We start from the raw sequence: 17,226 nt of genomic DNA on the forward strand, positions 1-17,226 counted from the left end.
CACAATACTTAAAAAACAGTGTGCTAAGCTATAACGATAGACCGTATCTCTTAATAGCACTTTTAAAAAGTGATAAAAAATCATGAAAAATGATTTTTTGACCTGTTAAGTGAATTTATAAAAGCCAAGCCGCGATGAATCACGGCTTGGATTTTTATTATTCATACGGCACAAAATGCTGTCTATCCGGCAGCGATTTACACTATACTATGCGGGCTTTTATAGGCTCATTTTGGTTCGATAGATAGCGCAATCAAAAGATAATAAGTCTTTCATATACATAAAGAAAAGATAGGCAGACGTTCATGAAAACACCGCATATATTAATGATGGCTGCGGGGACAGGCGGGCATGTATTTCCGGCGCTAGCAGTTAGCGAAGAATTGACTAAGCGCGGCGCGGTTATTCACTGGCTGGGTACGCCAAATGGCATGGAAAATCGCTTGGTTGCACCGACTGGCTATCCTTTTCATGCGATTGATATGCAAGGGCTGCGCGGTAAAGGCGTAGGGCGTTTGCTTAAGCTACCGGTTAATTTGTTGTCAGCGACGATGGCGGCGATCAAAGTCATCCGTGGCAATCAGATTGATGTGGTTGTTGGCTTTGGTGGTTATGTCACCGCGCCCGGCGGTATTGCGGCGCGCTTAACCAAAACGCCGCTGATTATCCATGAACAAAATGCCATTGCAGGCATGAGCAATCGTTATTTGGCCAAGATGGCGACCAAGGTCATGCAAGCGTTTGAGAATACCTTTGCTAGTAGCGAAAGTGATAGCAAGATAGAAACGGTGGGGAATCCTGTGCGCAATGCTATTAGCGGGGTTGCCGAGCCTAGTGTGCGTTACGATGTCAATGATAGCTCGCCGCTAAAATTATTGGTGGTTGGTGGCTCGCTTGGCGCGCAAGTGTTAAATGAGACGCTGCCAAAAGCATTGGCTTTGCTTGACCGTCCATTTGAAGTGCGTCATCAATGTGGACGCGATAATGAAGCCGCTACGCAAGCGGCGTATGATAGTGAAGCATTAAGCGCTCATCAATTTACCGTGCAGCCATTTATTGATGATATGGCAGCGGCGTATAATTGGGCGGATATCGTGGTTTGTCGAGCCGGTGCGTTGACGGTGACAGAAATTCAAAATGTTGGAATAGCGGCAATATTTGTCCCGCTACCAAGCGCCGTTGATGATCATCAGACCGCCAATGCGCGCACCTTGACCGAGCACCAAGCAGGGATTTTGCTGCCACAAAGCGAGCTAACTCCTAACAAGCTGAGTAATGAGCTGAATATGCTAGATAGACGCGCCTGTTTAGAGATGGCAGAAAAAGGCCATGCGCTTGCCAATCGTCAAGCTTGTCAGCGAGTTGCCGATATTATCTGGCAAGCGTTATAAAAGCTGATTGTTTTGTTTATTATTTTTATTACTTATTATTAACCAAATTTGTTCGTCTTCAATAAAGAGAAAACCCTATGCCGACCTCTGCTAAATCTTTAACTAAACGTTTGATTGAAATACCAGAAATGCGCCGTATCCAGCATTTGCATTTTGTTGGTATTGGTGGCTCGGGGATGTGTGGTATCGCTGAAGTGATGAACAATCAAGGTTATACAGTCAGTGGTTCGGATATTGCTGAAAGCTTAGTGACGAAGCGCTTAGCAGAAATTGGTATTGATATTGCGATTGGGCATGATTCCAAAAATATCGCCAATGCCGATGTCATCGTCGTCTCGTCTGCCATCGACCGTAGCAACCCTGAAGTAAAGGCAGCGCTTGAAGCGCGTCTGCCTGTGGTACGCCGTGCAGATATGCTCGGCGAGTTGATGCGCTATCGTCATGGTATCGCTGTAGCGGGCGCGCACGGTAAAACCACCACTACCAGTCTGCTGACCACCATGATGGCGGAAGGTAAGCTCGATCCGACTTATGTCATTGGCGGTAAATTAAATGCTTCTGGTAAAAATGCCGCGCTTGGTAGCAGCCGTTATTTAATTGCCGAAGCCGATGAATCTGATGCGTCGTTTTTAACTTTGCATCCGATGGCGGCGATTGTCACCAATATTGATCAAGACCATATGGAAACCTATGGCAACAGTTTTGATAAATTAAAAGCCGCTTATATCCAGTTTTTACAAAATATGCCGTTTTATGGTTTAGCGGTGGTCTGCGGTGACGACGCTGAATTGTACGCTATGATCGATGACATCGGGCGTCCGGTATTAACCTTTGGGCTTGAGCCGTTTAACGATGTACAGGCGGTTGATTTGGTTAGCGAAGGTACAAAAACTCATTTTACCGTCTTACGCCGTGACCGTGAGCCACTACGTTTGACTTTAAATATTCCCGGTGTACACAACGTTTATAATGCACTGGCTGCTATTACCATGGCAACCGATGAAGGCGTCGACGATGAAGCAATTACGCGCGCCCTACAAAAATTTGCCGGTGTCGGTCGCCGCTTTGAGCAGCAAGCGTCTGTAGAGATAGACGATGGCAACGTCTTGCTGATTGATGATTACGGTCATCATCCAAGAGAAGTCGATGCAACCATTAAAGCGGCGCGTCAAAGCTTCCCTGAGCGCCGTTTAGTCATGATGTTTCAGCCGCACCGCTATAGCCGTACGCGTGATTGCTTTGATGATTTTGTCGAAGTGCTTTCAAGCGTCGATGAGTTGTTGTTATTGGACGTTTATCCTGCTGGTGAAACTCCGATTGCTGGTGCTGATACCAAAGCCTTGGCACGTAGTATCCGTTTGCGCGGCGCCGTTGAGCCAACGATTATTGATAAAGCTAATATCGCCCCGGTCATGCAGCGTTTGCTCAAAGCCAATGACATGCTAATTACTCAAGGCGCAGGAAATGTCGGACAAATAGCAGTCGAATTGGCCGCTAATAATCTATATATCAAACAAGCCGCAAAAGAATTTTAGGAATAAGACTCATGACTATCAATAACCAAGAAAACATGAAACAAGAAAACAATCAGCAAAAAAATGAAAGCAACATTGATAAAAGTATCAATGCAGACGCTAAAACGACGATTGTCAATCCAGAGCTGGCATTGGTAGCGGCGGCACAAGCACAGCAAGATGATGCTGCAAGTAATGAGCAAAACGATAAGGCCGTTCCTAGCATCGCAAACAGCAAAGTCAAAGACGCCAGTCAGTTTGGTAAAGTTGCCGTCATTTGTGGCGGCAGTAGCAACGAGCGCAGCGTCTCATTAGACAGTGGGGCTGCCGTATTAAAAGCGCTACAAAATCAAGGTGTAAATGCCACGCATTTTGACCCAAAAGATCAAGATATTACCGAGCTGCGTAAGTTTGATCGCGTTTTTAACGTCTTGCATGGTCGCGGCGGCGAAGACGGTCTGCTACAAGGCGTGCTGCAATGGTTTAATATTCCGCAAACCGGTTCTGGTATTTTGGCATCAGCGCTTGGAATGGATAAAGTCCGCACCAAGCAGCTTTGGCAAGGCTGCGGCTTATCAACCGCGCCATTTTCATTGTTAACCGCGGATACCGACTGGCAGCAAGTGGTGAATATGCTTGGCTTGCCGCTGATTATCAAACCAGTCCATGAAGGCTCAAGTATCGGTATGACCAAAGTCAATAACCTCGATGAATTGCCTGCCGCTTATGCAACGGCGGTGCAGTGCGGTGACGCGGTGATGGCTGAGCGCTGGATTACTGGGCGCGAATTTACCATTGTTATTATCGATGACGAAGCTTATCCAGTGATACGCCTTGAGCCTGCTGATATCACCAACTTCTATGATTTTGAAGCCAAATACAACCGTAACGATACCAGCTATTATATTCCTTGTGGGCTAAGCGCTGCTGATGAAAAGCACTTGCAAGATTTGAGCTTGGCGGCATTCCGTGCTGTCGATGCTAAAGGCTGGGGACGTATTGATGCGATGCAAGACGAAGCAGGCAACTTTTGGCTACTCGAGATTAATACCGTACCGGGTATGACCAGTCATAGCTTGGTGCCAATGGCTGCCAAAGCTCGCGGTATGGATTTTGAGGCTTTATGCTGGCATATTCTAGCGCAAACTTTAGAAGTATAGATTTGGCCAAATATACATTTGCTTAAATATCCTTTAAATGGGCTGTTTAACGTTCTTTAATTAACCATGCATTTAACCATGAAGAGCACTACTTAATGCAGACAAATGTATCGCTAGCCCTGCTATAACACAGCTTCGTGTAAACTTGTGTAAATTCGTTGTTAGTAGTAAGGGTTGAGCTATTGTTTAAACGTAAAATACGTTAATATTGTAATTATTGGTCTATATTAGTGATATTTATAGTTATTTACGCAATTTCTTTAAGTTATTCATTAAATAAGAAAAATGTTACGTTTTAATGCGCCTAACTGAGCTTTATCGCTCGTTTTAGACAAATAAATTGATAATATGGCAGTTTCATCGCTTGCTGTACCGATTAGTAGATTTACCATTAATAATAAGCACTATTGGCATTATGCAAATAGTTTAAGCAAAAATAGGGACGACATGTATTATGACTCAAACTGTCAATGACATCGCTGACTTGATGAGTGATAAAACCTCGCACCCTAAATCTAATTTGCAAATACCCTCTATGCTCAGATATTTTTTCACAGTATTGGTGTTAGGTTTGCTGGTGCTGATATTGGTCATGGGCGGTAAAGCATTGCGTGATGCACCGCCCGCCGCTATCCACGTTGACGATAGAGGGCTGACCGTAGCGCAATATCGTGTGTTACAACAAGTGATGAACCAACAAAGCGTGAGTAGTTTTTTTACTTCTGATTTGCAGGCGCTCAGAGATATCTCTACCGGTCTTGCTTGGGTTGATCAAGTCAGTATCAGCCGTGATTGGCAACAAGGTATTGTCGTGAAAGCGCTGCCAAAACAGGCCGTGGCAAATTTTGGTACCGAGCGTTTAGTCGATGCCAAAGGGGCGGTTTTTGTGCCGGCTGATAGTAGAGAGCTGACGCAAGAGCAATTTGCGACGCTGCAAGGCGATATAGCGCAAGCGCCAGTTATCATGCAACAAATGCAACAAGTTAACGACTGGTATGCACCGCTCGATATGCAAGTTGAGGATATCATTTTATCGCCAAGAATGACGTGGCTGATTCGCTTTGATAATGGCTTACGTGTTATCGTTGACAATGAAAACACCGCGCAAAAACTGTTGAATTTAAGTCAACTGCTTGGTAATCAATTAAGTAATCGCCGCGATGAAATGCAGTCTGTCGATCTTCGTTATAAAAATGGATTTACTATCGCATGGAATTTGGCGCCCCCAAAAGATGGTGAAACACCGCCATAAAATAGCATCGTAAAATCATACTAAGCAATAAGAATAAAGCACCATAAATTAAGAAAGCAGTCGATTTCCAATACCGGTTTGCTTCTTGATAAAGAGCGTTTACTGATAATATGACCGCGTGATCATAACGCATTTTTCAATGATTTAATGGAGACGTCATTTGCTCTCCTGTTTAGCGATAATTTGTCTGGTACCATGAAAAATACTGAAAATCTGGTTGTTGTCCATCTAAGTGCCACGGCAGTCTATGTCGTTATTGGTAATGTTGTGTCTGCAAAAGACATACGTATTATGGGTGTAGGACAAGTTAAAAATAACGACTTCTATCAAGGTCAGATAAAGCATCGCGAACGCTTACAAGGCGCTATCAGACAAGCGATTCAAGAAGCTGAAGACACTGCCAATTGCCGCGTGCATAGCGTTTGGCTGACCTTAGCGACTCCTGAGCTGTTAAGTAAAAATAGTGCTGGAGATGTTAGGGTAGAAGACGAAGTTGTCCGCGCTCAAGATATGGTACAAGCGTTATCCAATGCAAAGTCACAAGATTTGTCGCCTGATTATTATTTGATGCATTGTTGCCAACAAGGTATTTATATCGACAATCAAGCGTTTATGGTTGACGATGCTATTGACATGGTCGCACACAATATCACCGTCATGTATCATATGATGATGATGCCTGTCTCTAGCCGTCAGAATATTCAAAAACTTTTGCAAAGCTGTGACGTCGGTATCGACCACATCGTTTTTGATGCGGTGACCAGCGCAGAATATAGCTTGATGCCCGATGAGCGCCAGCAAGGCGTTTGTTTGGTCGATATTGGTGCCAGTACCACCAGTATTTGCGTCTATAAAGAAAATAAGCTGATTTTCACCCATTGTATTGCTACCGGCAGCCATGAAGTGACAATGGACATCTCAGCCGATGTTGGTATTTCGATGATAGAAGCTGAGCGCCTTAAAAAAACGCACGGTACGGTTGATGTTAATAGCGTTGATCCCAGCTCATTCTTTCTATTTAAGCCGCAAGGCTCAGGTGATGAGATTAATATCGGTACTTATAATCTAGCGCGTATTATTGAAGCCCGCTATGAGCAAATATTTACCGAGGTGGTGCGCCAATTACATGATGCTGACTTGTTAGGCTATATTGATAAAGGGCTGGTACTCTCAGGCGGCGGCAGCTCTATTAAAGGCATGATACCTTTTGCCAAAAAATTGCTAAAAATGCCAGTAGTATTGACCAATACTCATCCTGCGATTAGCGCTTATAATCACTTTGACAATGATGAATCGTTCAAACAGCTGAATATGCAGGTCAATGATCGCGCTTATCAAACCGCATTTGGTACCTTACTATATAGTCAGAGCGAGCAATTTCGTCGTAGTGAAAAAAGTGAGCCAGAAGCGATTCAAAAAAGTCGTGTGAAGGGTGTTTTTCAAAGTGCCGGACAACGTTTTGCGAGTGTACTCAAAAAGATATTATAATTCTGCTGGCAAATTTGCCTCTGTTAAGCGTTAAGCAGAGAAGAGTAAGGCGCCGCATAATAAGCAAACAGATTAATAGCAGCACCCTGTACCATAACGGCATATATTGGCAACGCATGACTATTTAAGCCATTGCCCTGTTTTAATTAAATACGTTTATATATATAGTAAGTCGATAGCGCGCCCTATGAGTGTGTTACTACGTATCGACCATCACGCTATCTGCAACTGGAGAAATCTTTTTATGTCAAAATACACCATGCCAGATGATAATCAGCTTCAAAGTAACGGCCAGGCAAGCTTCACTGTATTCGGTGTGGGCGGCGGCGGCGGTAATGCGGTTGAGCATATGGTACAACAAGGGATTAGAGGTGTAACATTTGTCTGTGCCAATACCGATAAACAAGCGCTCGATCGTCTAACAGCGCCGCATAAATTGCAGCTTGGTGCCAAAACCAACCGCGGTCTTGGCGCAGGGGCAAACCCAGAAGTCGGTCGTGAAGCAGCAGAAGCAGATGAAGAAGCCATCCGCGCGTTACTCGAGCACTCAGATATGGTGTTCATTACCGCAGGTATGGGCGGTGGTACAGGTACGGGTGCGGCGCCAGTGGTTGCGCGTATTGCCAAAGAAATGGAAGTCTTGACTGTAGCGGTTGTGACGACGCCGTTTAAGTTTGAAGGTGGTAAGCGTATTAAGGCTGCCAAAGCAGGTATTGAGCAGTTGACCAATTTCGTTGACTCAATCATTACGATTCCCAATGATAAGCTTATGAGCGTCTACGGCAACATCTCTATGCAGGATGCTTTCAAAAAGGCCGATGACGTTTTATTGCATGCTGTACAAGGTATTGCAGAAACCATCGCTAGCGAAGGTATGATTAACATTGACTTTAACGACATTCGCACCGCGATGACGGCTAAAGGTCATGCTATGATGGGTATTGGCCGTGCTAGCGGCGATGATCGTGCGCGTCAAGCGACCGAGAAAGCCATCAGATCGCCGTTACTTGATGATTTACGTCTAGAAAATGCCAAAGGCTTACTCGTTAACGTTATTTCTTCTGAGTCATTATCGCTCGATGAGATGAGTAAAATCAGTGTCATCGTTGAAGAAATCACCGATATCGACGATGCCCATATTTTCTACGGCTCTGTTATTGATGAAAAAATGGGTGATGATTTGCATGTGACGGTTATCGCAACGGGTCTGACCTTAGATGAAAATGCGGGTCAAGAGCCTGAAGTCGTGGAGCAGCCAGTACCTTCTGTTAATAGTACCCAGCCTGTGGATCCGAACTTGCACACCAGTGCGCTAAACAGCCAAAAGCAAGCTCAAGCGCAGTATCAAGAAAGCCCCGTACGCGCAAATGTGACGCAAGAACAGCCTAAAACTAAAACCAATAGCATTCAAGATTATCTAAAGCGTCAACAGAATAAATAGTCTTTAACAAAGCAATCATTAGATAGTTTGGATAAAAAAGCCAGTATTTCGATACTGGCTTTTTTGTTTTTTAAAAAAGTAAAAAAGTAAAAAAGTATAAGGTTAATGGTTAATAAGTAGGCTTGAGTCATAATTTAGCTAAGATTGAGCATTTGTTACGTTATAAAAATAAACGTTAAAATAATGACGATAAGTGTTATCAATCAAAGAGATAAGCAAATTAACGCTTTTTAGCGCTAGCGAAATAGGGTCGGGTAATGCTACACTATGGCAATTGTAACAAAATATGTGAGAAGACAGCCATGAACCAACGAACCATAAAAACAGCAATAGCCGTTACAGGTACTGGTCTTCATAGTGGTCAACCTGTTGACTTAGAGTTTCATCCGCAGCCTATTAATACTGGCATTATTTTTGAGCGTTCTGATATAGCAGGTAGCGAACCGATTCCTGCCAGTGCCTTTTTGGTACAAGATACCATGATGTCATCGAATCTAGTATTTGGTGGCACGCGTGTGGGTACCGTTGAGCATTTGCTCAGTGCGATAGCAGGGCTTGGGGTTGATAATCTATTAATTCGCGTGTCAGCGTCGGAGATACCGATTATGGACGGTAGCGCCGCGCCATTTGTAGGTTTGCTGCTGCAAGCAGGTTTCTGTGAACAAGAAGCGGCAAAGCGTTTTATTAAAATTGTGCGTCCTGTCCGCGTCAAAGTTGATGACAAATGGGCAGAGCTGCGTCCTTATGACGGCTTTGAGTTGAATTTCGAGATTGATTTTGACCATCCTGCTATTAATAAAGATTTTCAGCATGCACAATTGCAGTTTTCGACGCAAAATTTTATTGAACAATTAAGCTCAGCGCGTACTTTTGGCTTTTTACGAGATATCGAGGCTCTACGCCAAAATAACCTGGCGCTAGGTGGCAGTATGGACAATGCGATTGTTATTGATGATGCCAATATTCTTAATGAAGAAGGTCTACGTTTTAACGATGAATTCGTGCGTCATAAAATTCTTGATGCTTTAGGCGATTTATACCTCATTGGCTATCCTATTTTAGGCCGTTTTAATGCCTATAAGTCTGGTCATGCATTAAACAATATGCTGGTACGCGAGATATTATCAGATCCTAGTAACTTTGAAATTGTAACTTTTGATGACAATGTAAGTTGTCCTATCGAATATTTACCTTTGAATCGTATAACAGTCGAAGGATAAATACAGGAATATACACGAAGTATCGAAACATTTACGCAATATTACATAACTTGGTTATAAGCAGTACTAAATAATATTCATTTAAATAGATATTTTCTCATCTATTTTTGAAAAAATGAGCTACAACTTCGATAGAATAAAAGCTGTAGGAGATAAAAAAATCATCTGTCAGTACGGTTCACATTATGAATCACACTGACAGATGATTTTTTTTGTTTGTAAGATTACAAAAACGCAGCTTTATCTGGGTCGAATATGGGTTTGTTTTACATAACTTTACATAGTAAACCATAATTTTTTAGGATTTAATTAAGCGCAAAAGTGCATTTTTAAGATTTTTATCGGTGGTGACATGCTCTGCAGCCTGTGATATAGTCCGCTTTGTGTTTTGGCTAAGGGCCTGATTTTCATGGGCTTTACGAGGCTTTGGTAAGGACGCTGATAACGCTTGTGATGATTTAGAATAATTATTATGAGCGGGAATATTGGCTACGACGACGCGAATTTGCTTGAGTTGTTTAAATGTAATCGACTGCTCTGTTAATACCTGCAAATAGGCGTTCTGCAAATAGCGAATATGATTGGCAGCGGTCATCGAGTCCACACTGAGTATAAGTTGCTCAGCGGTTAAGCCCACGACCCAGCAGTTATTGAGGATTTCCTCAGGTAGACAATCTACCAAAAGCTCTTTTACCTCGGTCGTTGCTTGTAGATATAAACGCATATTGTCAGCAAGAGTTTGTGGTAGTGCGCTACCGGCAAAAGCTTGATGATCAATCAGTTTAGCAAGTCGGTTAGGTTGTTTCTTTGACATCGTAAACACTCATCTTCTAGGTGACAGCAGCGATATTCATCATAAACAGCGAGCTTTTGTACTACGGATTTTATCATGTTTATTTCATGGTCATCTTCCCTAAATTAATTCATGCTTTGTCACGGACGGCGAGCAATCCTGTATTTACAATAGGTAGTAAATTTATGAAACAAGCTTTATTAATTTTGTCAGTATTGGGAATGGGTATAGCACAGACGAGTGGTGCTGTCGAAACAACCTTTCAACCAAATAATACCTTGAGTCATACCATCACCAATATCTCTACTTCTGCGAACTACGGTTCAAGTCGCAATATCTATAGCACTAAAAGTGGTGCTTATGTCTCAAGCAATGATGAAATCAGTCAAGCAATTGACAATCTTAGTGCCCATGCTAAGCAAAAAGAATATCAGCTTGCCTCGCTAACCAGCCGCTTGTCTTATGAGCAGCGTCAGCAGCAAGCAAGCTCAGTGCCAGATCGTTATTCTGCACCTGCGATTGCCGCCGCCAATGCTTCACGTGTGGCGCTATCTAGCAGTAGTGGTTACTGTGCTCGTTATGTGCGTAAAGCCCTACAATCAGCGGGTTATGAATTTACGCCTAACCCTTCAGCGTATCAGTATGCCTCTCGTGGCACATTGGCCCAAGCTGGCTTTACCAAAATCAGTAACAATACGCAGCCACAAGTAGGCGACGTCGTGGTCTATGATCGCACCTCAAGACGCCCGCATGGCCATATTCAAATATTTGATGGTAATGATTGGGTTTCTGACTTCCGTCAAAACAGCATTAGCCCATACAGCGGTCATCATAACTACACGACATGGCGTGATTCAAAATACGTCGATGATGCATCAGATCGCGGTATCTACCTTGCAATGGCTGACAAATAAGCAGCAGCTAGATGTAACGTAATTCAAAAGTTTTCTCCGAACCCAGTAATGCTCTTTATGACATTACTGGTTTTTTTATGTATTAAATTCAGAAACATAAAATTAGAAAGCGTGAGAGGAAAATGTAGAGTGCATTAACGTTTTAAGAGGATTGCACCATTGCGGCCTATTTATCAAATACTGGCCAATACTGCATGTCGTGAAAATCTGGCGGGGCGGCGTGATTGGGCGCGAAATATAACGCTGTTTTACTGAGCCTTGTACCGAACTTAGTGTCGAAGCTCAAAATCACACAAGGATGGATGTATTCAATGCCAATCTCATCGTTGGTAGTCTGTACTTGGGATAATTGGTTTAATGATAAATAAAAGCTACGCTCGAAATGATAAGTTTTAGCGCCAGCTGCTAATGGATCATTAAAAGAGGGGGTTGGCATCGAACCCGATTGCAGCGCTGCGTTGTCAGCGGCGTTACTCACTGAGAAGGGAGTAGCTGTCCAATCAATAGAAGCCCGTGTTTGCCCATTTCTTTGTAAAAGCGGCGCTGGCGGTAATGTCGCAGGCTTACGATAGTCGGCAAATTGATAAAGCGCATAACGGCCGTCAGGACTAGCGTTTATTTCCATATAAGGGTTTGTTTGAATATTATCTTTATCTATCGTAACGGTGCTGTTTATCAACTCGCCCGCTAAAAAGCACTCAAGACAAGTCTGTTCCCATAAATAATCTGCAAAACCTACTTGTTCAGCTTGCCAGTTTGGCCAGTACAATTGCGCTGATAACGATTTAAGCGGTAGCGTTATGCAGTAATCAAGCTGTAATTGCCATTCTGTAGGCTGGGCAATTACAGCTCTATTGACCAAAGTTGCGACCACTTCTACTTCGATGCCTTGTAAGTCTGCTATGGTGACACCTAGCTGCTCGGCATCAGCGGCTAGCGTATCAGTTGCTAAGCATAAATTAAAAATTTGGCTCATAGGTCGATAATATCCAGAGTTTAATATCAGTAGCGCATTATAATATTTGTAGTATTTTATTTAGAACTGACTATGAATAGCATAAAAGCCGCGAGCAAATGCAGCGCGGCTTTTATTCAATAAGATAGAACATAAGCTAAAATTAAATAGGTAGCTTATTTATTGGGCGTGACGCGCAAGGTTTGACAGCTTTGGATTGGCGTTTGGGTTTTGACGCAGTAACAGCGCCATACGGCCAATTGAGTGTATCAAAGACGCATTAGCCGCTGCGGCAAGTTCAGCGCCGATGACATCGCGCTCTTCTTTGCTGCCAGCTGGCAATTTTACTTTGATAAGTTCATGATCGGTCAAAGCGCGATCAATCTCTTCAGCGATACTTGGGGTAATGCCTTTATTGCCAATCATAACAATCGGTTTTAGGTCATGACCAATGCCTTTTAGGCGTTTAACGGTAGCGTTATCGAGTTGCATACTATTCCTAGATGTTGGTAAAAATAAAAGCAGGTGCTATTGCGAGCAGATAATGACCATTATAGATAATCTATGATCACCTTGTATGAGATCAGCAGGATTTTGCACGATTTTATGTGATGAAAATGTTAAACTGAAAGTATAAGTACATTATAAACGCTACAGGTTTATAAAGCAGTGTTTTTGCCAAGAGAATTTCGCAGTTAAAGGGTAATGAGACAGATACGAGATTTCGTTGTTCAGCAATAGTGCAATGATATGCTGATAAAAGCGCTTTTATAGATAATTAATAGACACTTATTAAAAATGTCATAAACAATCCCTTTATAAACCGCCAGTCGTGTTTTACAAACGATGTATTTGCAAGCAGGTATATTACCAAACAATAGGAGCAGTCATTTTGGTCACGCGTATTGAAAATAAAAAATTGTCAAAAAGCAGCAGTGCTTGGATGCAAGAGCATATTGACGATCCTTATGTGAAAAAAGCCCAAAAAGATGGCTACCGTGCCCGCGCTGCTTATAAATTGCTGGAGATAAATGAGAAAACCAACCTGATTAAAAAAGGCATGACCGTCGTTGACTTGGGCAGTGCGCCCGGCAGTTGGTCGCAAGTCGCTGGCAAATTGGTCGGTGAAAAAGGCGTCCTGATTGCCTCGGATATACTGTCGATGGATACCTTGCCCGACGTGACCTTTATTCAGGGTGATTTTCGTGAGGCAGACGTGTTCGAGCGTATCATGGCAGAAGTTGGCAATCGACAGGTCGATGTGGTGCTATCGGATATGGCACCCAATACCGCTGGTAACAGCGCCATTGATCAGCCGCGCATGATGTATTTATGCGAGCTGGCGGTCGATTTCGCGCTGGCAACCTTACCCGAAGGTGGCGCGCTTATTATGAAAGTGTTTCAAGGCGAGGGTACGCAAGAATTACGCAAGCAGATGCAGGCGGATTTTAGTAAAATTCGTAGTATCAAACCGGGTGCTTCACGACCACGCTCAAAAGAGATGTTTTGGATTGCCATTAAGTAGTCATTGGTTTGACTATTTAATAAAAAGGTTTTAACGTCAAGCAGTTGCGCGAATCATCCATCCTATAAAGTGTGATAAAAGGTCACCATAAAGGCTATGATTAATAAGCGTAAAAACGCTACAATCCGTTAACTGAATAAATGTGATTGCTGCTTGAATTATACAGGTTAGCACCACATATCATGATATATTAACTTTGTTTTAAATCTATATTTTTACATCTACGTATCAAGCCTATGTTTTAAGCAAAGTCGTCTGAGAGTAAACGCTTTAACCGCTCAGTCATTCATTTTAGTTCGCTTATTTATTATTTTGCTCGGTTTTTAGAGTCATTAAACCTAAGTAAAAATAATAATTTGCAGCTAGGCATTGAATAGTGAGCCATACGTTTATATATAGACGTCACGTGTTTAGTAAACACACCAATAAGTAAGGGATGGGAATAACTAGTGAGCGACATGGTAAAAAATACCTTATTGTGGCTGGTGGTGATCGGTGTTTTAGTGCTGGTGTTTAGCGGCTTTGACAAATCATCTGAGCCGGATAATCTTAACTACTCGGAGTTCGTGACCGCCGTGTCAGAAAACCAAGTAGCCAGTGTTGAAATCGATGGCGAGCAAATCACCGGCGAGAAGAAAAATGGTTCATCATTTGAGACCATTCGTCCAGCTGTGACTGATGATCAGCTAATGCCACTATTGCGCGAAAACCAAGTTGAAGTGCAAGGCACCGCGCCTAAGCGTCAAAGTGTTTTGATGCAACTGCTAATAGCCAGTTTCCCAATTTTATTGATTATTGGTCTGTTTTTATTCTTTATGCGTAATATGCAGGGCGGCGCTGGTGGCAAAGGCGGCGGTCCAATGAGCTTTGGTAAATCAAAAGCTAAAATGCTGACTGAAGACCAAATCAAGGTCAACTTTGATGACGTTGCTGGCTGTGAAGAAGCCAAAGAAGAAGTCGTCGAGGTTGTTGAGTTTTTACGCGACCCTGATAAATTTACTAAGCTTGGCGCGACGATTCCACGTGGTATCTTGATGGTTGGTCCTCCAGGTACGGGTAAAACACTATTGGCAAGAGCCATTGCTGGTGAAGCCAAAGTACCTTTCTTCTCGATTTCAGGTTCTGACTTCGTTGAAATGTTCGTCGGTGTTGGTGCCTCACGTGTACGTGATATGTTTGAACAAGCGAAGAAGAGTGCGCCTTGTATTATCTTTATTGATGAGATTGATGCAGTCGGTCGTCATCGTGGCTCTGGTATGGGCGGCGGTAATGATGAGCGTGAGCAGACATTGAACCAATTATTGGTTGAAATGGATGGTTTTGAAGGTAACGAAGGCGTTATCGTGATTGCGGCAACTAACCGTGCAGATGTCCTTGATAAAGCACTATTGCGCCCAGGTCGTTTTGACCGTCAGGTGCAAGTAGGTCTGCCCGATATCAAAGGTCGCGAGCAAATCCTTAAAGTACATTTACGCAAATTACCGAATACTATCGGTGTTGATGCGCATGCATTGGCTCGTGGTACGCCAGGATTTAGTGGTGCGCAGCTTGCTAACCTTGTTAACGAAGCAGCGCTATTTGCTGCACGCCGTAACAAACGCAGCGTTGATATGAATGACTTTGAAGACGCAAAAGACAAGTTATATATGGGTCCTGAGCGTAAATCTATGGTCATCCGTGAAGAAGAGCGCCGCGCGACGGCCTATCATGAAGCGGGTCACGCGTTGGTTGCAGAATTGCTACCAGGCACCGATCCTGTTCATAAAGTGACGATTATGCCGCGTGGTTTTGCCCTTGGTGTGACTTGGCAGCTACCTGAGCATGATCAGACCAGCATGTATAAATCGAAAATGCTTAACGATATTGCGATATTGTTTGGTGGCCGTATTGCTGAAGAAGTCTTTATCAATCAAATGTCAACGGGCGCTTCAAACGACTTTGAACGTGCGACCAAGATGGCACGCGCGATGGTAACCAAATATGGTATGTCAGATGCGTTAGGCATCATGGTTTACGAAGACGATGATAGCTCACAGGGCTACTTTGGTGGCGGTGGTCGGACGATTTCGGAAGCCACGCAGCAAAAAGTTGACGAAGAAGTACGCCGTATGCTGGAAGAGCAATACGATATCGCCCGCGAATTGATTGAAGGCAATCAAGACAAGATGCATGCGATGGTAGATGCGCTGATGAAATGGGAAACCATCGACCGCGATCAGTTGCAGGATATTTTGGCAGGTGAAGAGCCTCGTCCGCCAAGAATCTATCAGCCTAATGAAGTAGACTTATCGAAAACTGATATTAAACCGACGAATTCTACACCGCCGCCATTACCAGCGATGTAGTTTCTCGTTTATTACAATCTCATAGATAGTCGATAAAAAAGCCCTTTTTGATAAAGGGCTTTTTTGTGGGTATCATTTGACGAAGGCTTTAGGACAGAATAAGATTTGCTGCTATCATGGACGTTTATAATCTTAAACAGTATAAATACCGCTAAAACAATTCTGTAAAATACAATTTATCATGGATAAGTTATGTCATTATTCCAGCCTTTACCTAGCTATAAAGTAACGAGCCGCGATAAAACTTTAGATTTATCACAGCCGCATGTTATGGGGATCTTAAACGTCACACCTGATTCCTTTTCTGACGGTGGGCAGTTTACTGCGATTGATAGCGCCATCACTCACGCTAAAGACATGATAGGCGCGGGTGCAACCATTATCGATATCGGCGGTGAGTCTACGCGGCCCAATGCCGCTGCTGTGTCTACCGAAGAAGAAGTGCAGCGTGTCGTGCCAGTCGTCAAAGCGATTCGCCAACAGCTAGGTAGTCTAAACAAGGATATTTGGTTATCTATTGATACCAGTAATCCTATCGTTATGCAGGCAGCGTTTGAAGCAGGCGCTGATATTTGGAATGACGTCCGCGCGCTGAAGCGTGAAGGCGCAGCAGAGATGGCAGCTAAGCTTGATGTTCCTGTCATGCTGATGCACATGCGCGGTGAGCCTACGACGATGAACAATCTTGCTCAGTATGATGATGTGATTAAAGAAGTCAGTACCGAGCTAACAGCGCGTATCGTTGAAGTGACAAACGCGGGCGTCAAGCGCGAAAAAATCATTATCGATCCAGGTTTTGGCTTTGCAAAAAACTATGAGCATCATTGTGCGTTATTAAGTCAGCTCGAACGTCTGCAAACGCTCGGATTGCCAATGATGTTTGGTATTTCACGTAAGCGTTTTTTAGCTGAAGTATTAAGCAAAAGCGGAGTCGAAGCGCTTGCCAATACTCAAGCGCTAGAGCGTGACGCGGTAGGAACGGCGGCGGGGATTTTTGCACTACAGCAAGGCGCTAGTATTATCCGCACCCACAATGTCGCTATGATGCAGCAAGCGGTGACGCTATGGCAGCAATTATCGGCTTATAATCAAAGCTGATAGGTTATTAATAGCTTTTTATAAGCTGGCTGTTGCTAGATTGCCTTTTATAGACGTTATCTTTATAAATGATGCCTTTATAAGTACGGCTGACTCTTATTATTTATTAACCTTACTATTTATTTAACGT

Annotated in this window: 14 protein-coding genes; 11 read left to right on the plus strand and 3 right to left on the minus strand. The window is 43.3% G+C overall.

The annotated features are described in order from the left end of the window. The first annotated feature begins 305 nt into the window (after positions 1-305). The 7 genes from murG to lpxC all read left to right on the plus strand — a co-directional run bounded on the left by murG (position 306) and on the right by lpxC (position 9,466). The gene (gene murG / locus H9653_RS05355) at positions 306-1,391 is read left to right on the plus strand and encodes an undecaprenyldiphospho-muramoylpentapeptide beta-N-acetylglucosaminyltransferase (protein ID WP_191691001.1); all 1,086 of its coding nucleotides are present in this window, start codon (positions 306-308) and stop codon (positions 1,389-1,391) included. Positions 1,392-1,468: 77 nt separating this feature from the next. Beyond that, the gene (gene murC / locus H9653_RS05360; RefSeq protein ID WP_191691003.1) at positions 1,469-2,926 is read left to right on the plus strand and encodes a UDP-N-acetylmuramate--L-alanine ligase; all 1,458 of its coding nucleotides are present in this window, start codon (positions 1,469-1,471) and stop codon (positions 2,924-2,926) included. Between the two features lie 11 nt (positions 2,927-2,937). Next, the gene (locus tag H9653_RS05365; RefSeq protein ID WP_225211622.1) at positions 2,938-4,065 is read left to right on the plus strand and encodes a D-alanine--D-alanine ligase; all 1,128 of its coding nucleotides are present in this window, start codon (positions 2,938-2,940) and stop codon (positions 4,063-4,065) included. A gap of 454 nt (positions 4,066-4,519) precedes the next feature. After that, positions 4,520-5,317, plus strand: a complete 798-nt coding sequence (locus tag H9653_RS05370) for a cell division protein FtsQ/DivIB (protein WP_191691005.1) — start codon at positions 4,520-4,522, stop codon at positions 5,315-5,317. A 195-nt stretch (positions 5,318-5,512) separates the two neighbouring features. Further along, a complete protein-coding gene (gene ftsA / locus H9653_RS05375; protein ID WP_225211623.1) occupies positions 5,513-6,805 on the plus strand; it encodes a cell division protein FtsA in 1,293 nt (430 codons plus the stop codon). A 244-nt stretch (positions 6,806-7,049) separates the two neighbouring features. Beyond that, on the plus strand, positions 7,050-8,246 hold the full coding sequence (ftsZ, locus tag H9653_RS05380; protein WP_068403791.1) for a cell division protein FtsZ: 1,197 nt from the start codon (positions 7,050-7,052) through the stop codon (positions 8,244-8,246). A 302-nt stretch (positions 8,247-8,548) separates the two neighbouring features. Next, positions 8,549-9,466 (plus strand): UDP-3-O-acyl-N-acetylglucosamine deacetylase, encoded by a 918-nt coding sequence (gene lpxC / locus H9653_RS05385; protein ID WP_068403793.1) that lies wholly within the window; start codon positions 8,549-8,551, stop codon positions 9,464-9,466. Positions 9,467-9,764: 298 nt separating this feature from the next. On the opposite strand, the gene H9653_RS05390 is transcribed toward lpxC, so the two are convergent. Beyond that, a complete protein-coding gene (locus tag H9653_RS05390) occupies positions 9,765-10,280 on the minus strand; it encodes a hypothetical protein (RefSeq protein ID WP_144296665.1) in 516 nt (171 codons plus the stop codon). 164 nt (positions 10,281-10,444) lie between these two features. On the opposite strand from H9653_RS05390, the gene H9653_RS05395 reads away from it, so the two are divergent. Continuing rightward, positions 10,445-11,173 (plus strand): CHAP domain-containing protein, encoded by a 729-nt coding sequence (locus tag H9653_RS05395; RefSeq protein WP_191691009.1) that lies wholly within the window; start codon positions 10,445-10,447, stop codon positions 11,171-11,173. A 166-nt stretch (positions 11,174-11,339) separates the two neighbouring features. Here H9653_RS05395 and H9653_RS05400 read toward each other — a convergent pair whose 3' ends face one another. After that, positions 11,340-12,149, minus strand: coding sequence for a DOMON domain-containing protein (locus H9653_RS05400; protein WP_191691010.1), 810 nt, complete (start codon positions 12,147-12,149; stop codon positions 11,340-11,342). Between the two features lie 159 nt (positions 12,150-12,308). Continuing rightward, complete coding sequence (locus tag H9653_RS05405; protein ID WP_144296662.1) at positions 12,309-12,620, minus strand: YhbY family RNA-binding protein; 312 nt, start codon at positions 12,618-12,620, stop codon at positions 12,309-12,311. A gap of 400 nt (positions 12,621-13,020) precedes the next feature. Between H9653_RS05405 and H9653_RS05410 the strand changes: the two genes are divergently transcribed. The 3 genes from H9653_RS05410 (at position 13,021) to folP (ending at position 17,096) form a co-directional block, all read left to right on the plus strand. Then, a complete protein-coding gene (locus tag H9653_RS05410) occupies positions 13,021-13,653 on the plus strand; it encodes an RlmE family RNA methyltransferase (RefSeq protein WP_191691012.1) in 633 nt (210 codons plus the stop codon). Positions 13,654-14,102: 449 nt separating this feature from the next. Beyond that, entirely contained in the window at positions 14,103-15,998 is a 1,896-nt protein-coding gene (ftsH, locus tag H9653_RS05415; protein ID WP_318242151.1) for an ATP-dependent zinc metalloprotease FtsH, read from the plus strand. 192 nt (positions 15,999-16,190) lie between these two features. After that, the gene (gene folP, locus H9653_RS05420) at positions 16,191-17,096 is read left to right on the plus strand and encodes a dihydropteroate synthase (RefSeq protein ID WP_191691015.1); all 906 of its coding nucleotides are present in this window, start codon (positions 16,191-16,193) and stop codon (positions 17,094-17,096) included. Positions 17,097-17,226: the final 130 nt, after the last annotated feature.

Source organism: Psychrobacter communis (genome assembly GCF_014836505.1).
Classification (GTDB): Bacteria; Pseudomonadota; Gammaproteobacteria; order Pseudomonadales; family Moraxellaceae; genus Psychrobacter; species Psychrobacter faecalis.

Coding starts and splice junctions, on each gene's coding strand:
- murG (WP_191691001.1), top strand. CDS start 306: ATGAAAACACCGCATATATTAATGATGGCTGCGGGGACAGGCGGGCAT.
- murC (WP_191691003.1), top strand. CDS start 1,469: ATGCCGACCTCTGCTAAATCTTTAACTAAACGTTTGATTGAAATACCA.
- H9653_RS05365 (WP_225211622.1), top strand. CDS start 2,938: ATGACTATCAATAACCAAGAAAACATGAAACAAGAAAACAATCAGCAA.
- H9653_RS05370 (WP_191691005.1), top strand. CDS start 4,520: ATGACTCAAACTGTCAATGACATCGCTGACTTGATGAGTGATAAAACC.
- ftsA (WP_225211623.1), top strand. CDS start 5,513: ATGAAAAATACTGAAAATCTGGTTGTTGTCCATCTAAGTGCCACGGCA.
- ftsZ (WP_068403791.1), top strand. CDS start 7,050: ATGTCAAAATACACCATGCCAGATGATAATCAGCTTCAAAGTAACGGC.
- lpxC (WP_068403793.1), top strand. CDS start 8,549: ATGAACCAACGAACCATAAAAACAGCAATAGCCGTTACAGGTACTGGT.
- H9653_RS05390 (WP_144296665.1), bottom strand. CDS start 10,280: ATGTCAAAGAAACAACCTAACCGACTTGCTAAACTGATTGATCATCAA.
- H9653_RS05395 (WP_191691009.1), top strand. CDS start 10,445: ATGAAACAAGCTTTATTAATTTTGTCAGTATTGGGAATGGGTATAGCA.
- H9653_RS05400 (WP_191691010.1), bottom strand. CDS start 12,149: ATGAGCCAAATTTTTAATTTATGCTTAGCAACTGATACGCTAGCCGCT.
- H9653_RS05405 (WP_144296662.1), bottom strand. CDS start 12,620: ATGCAACTCGATAACGCTACCGTTAAACGCCTAAAAGGCATTGGTCAT.
- folP (WP_191691015.1), top strand. CDS start 16,191: ATGTCATTATTCCAGCCTTTACCTAGCTATAAAGTAACGAGCCGCGAT.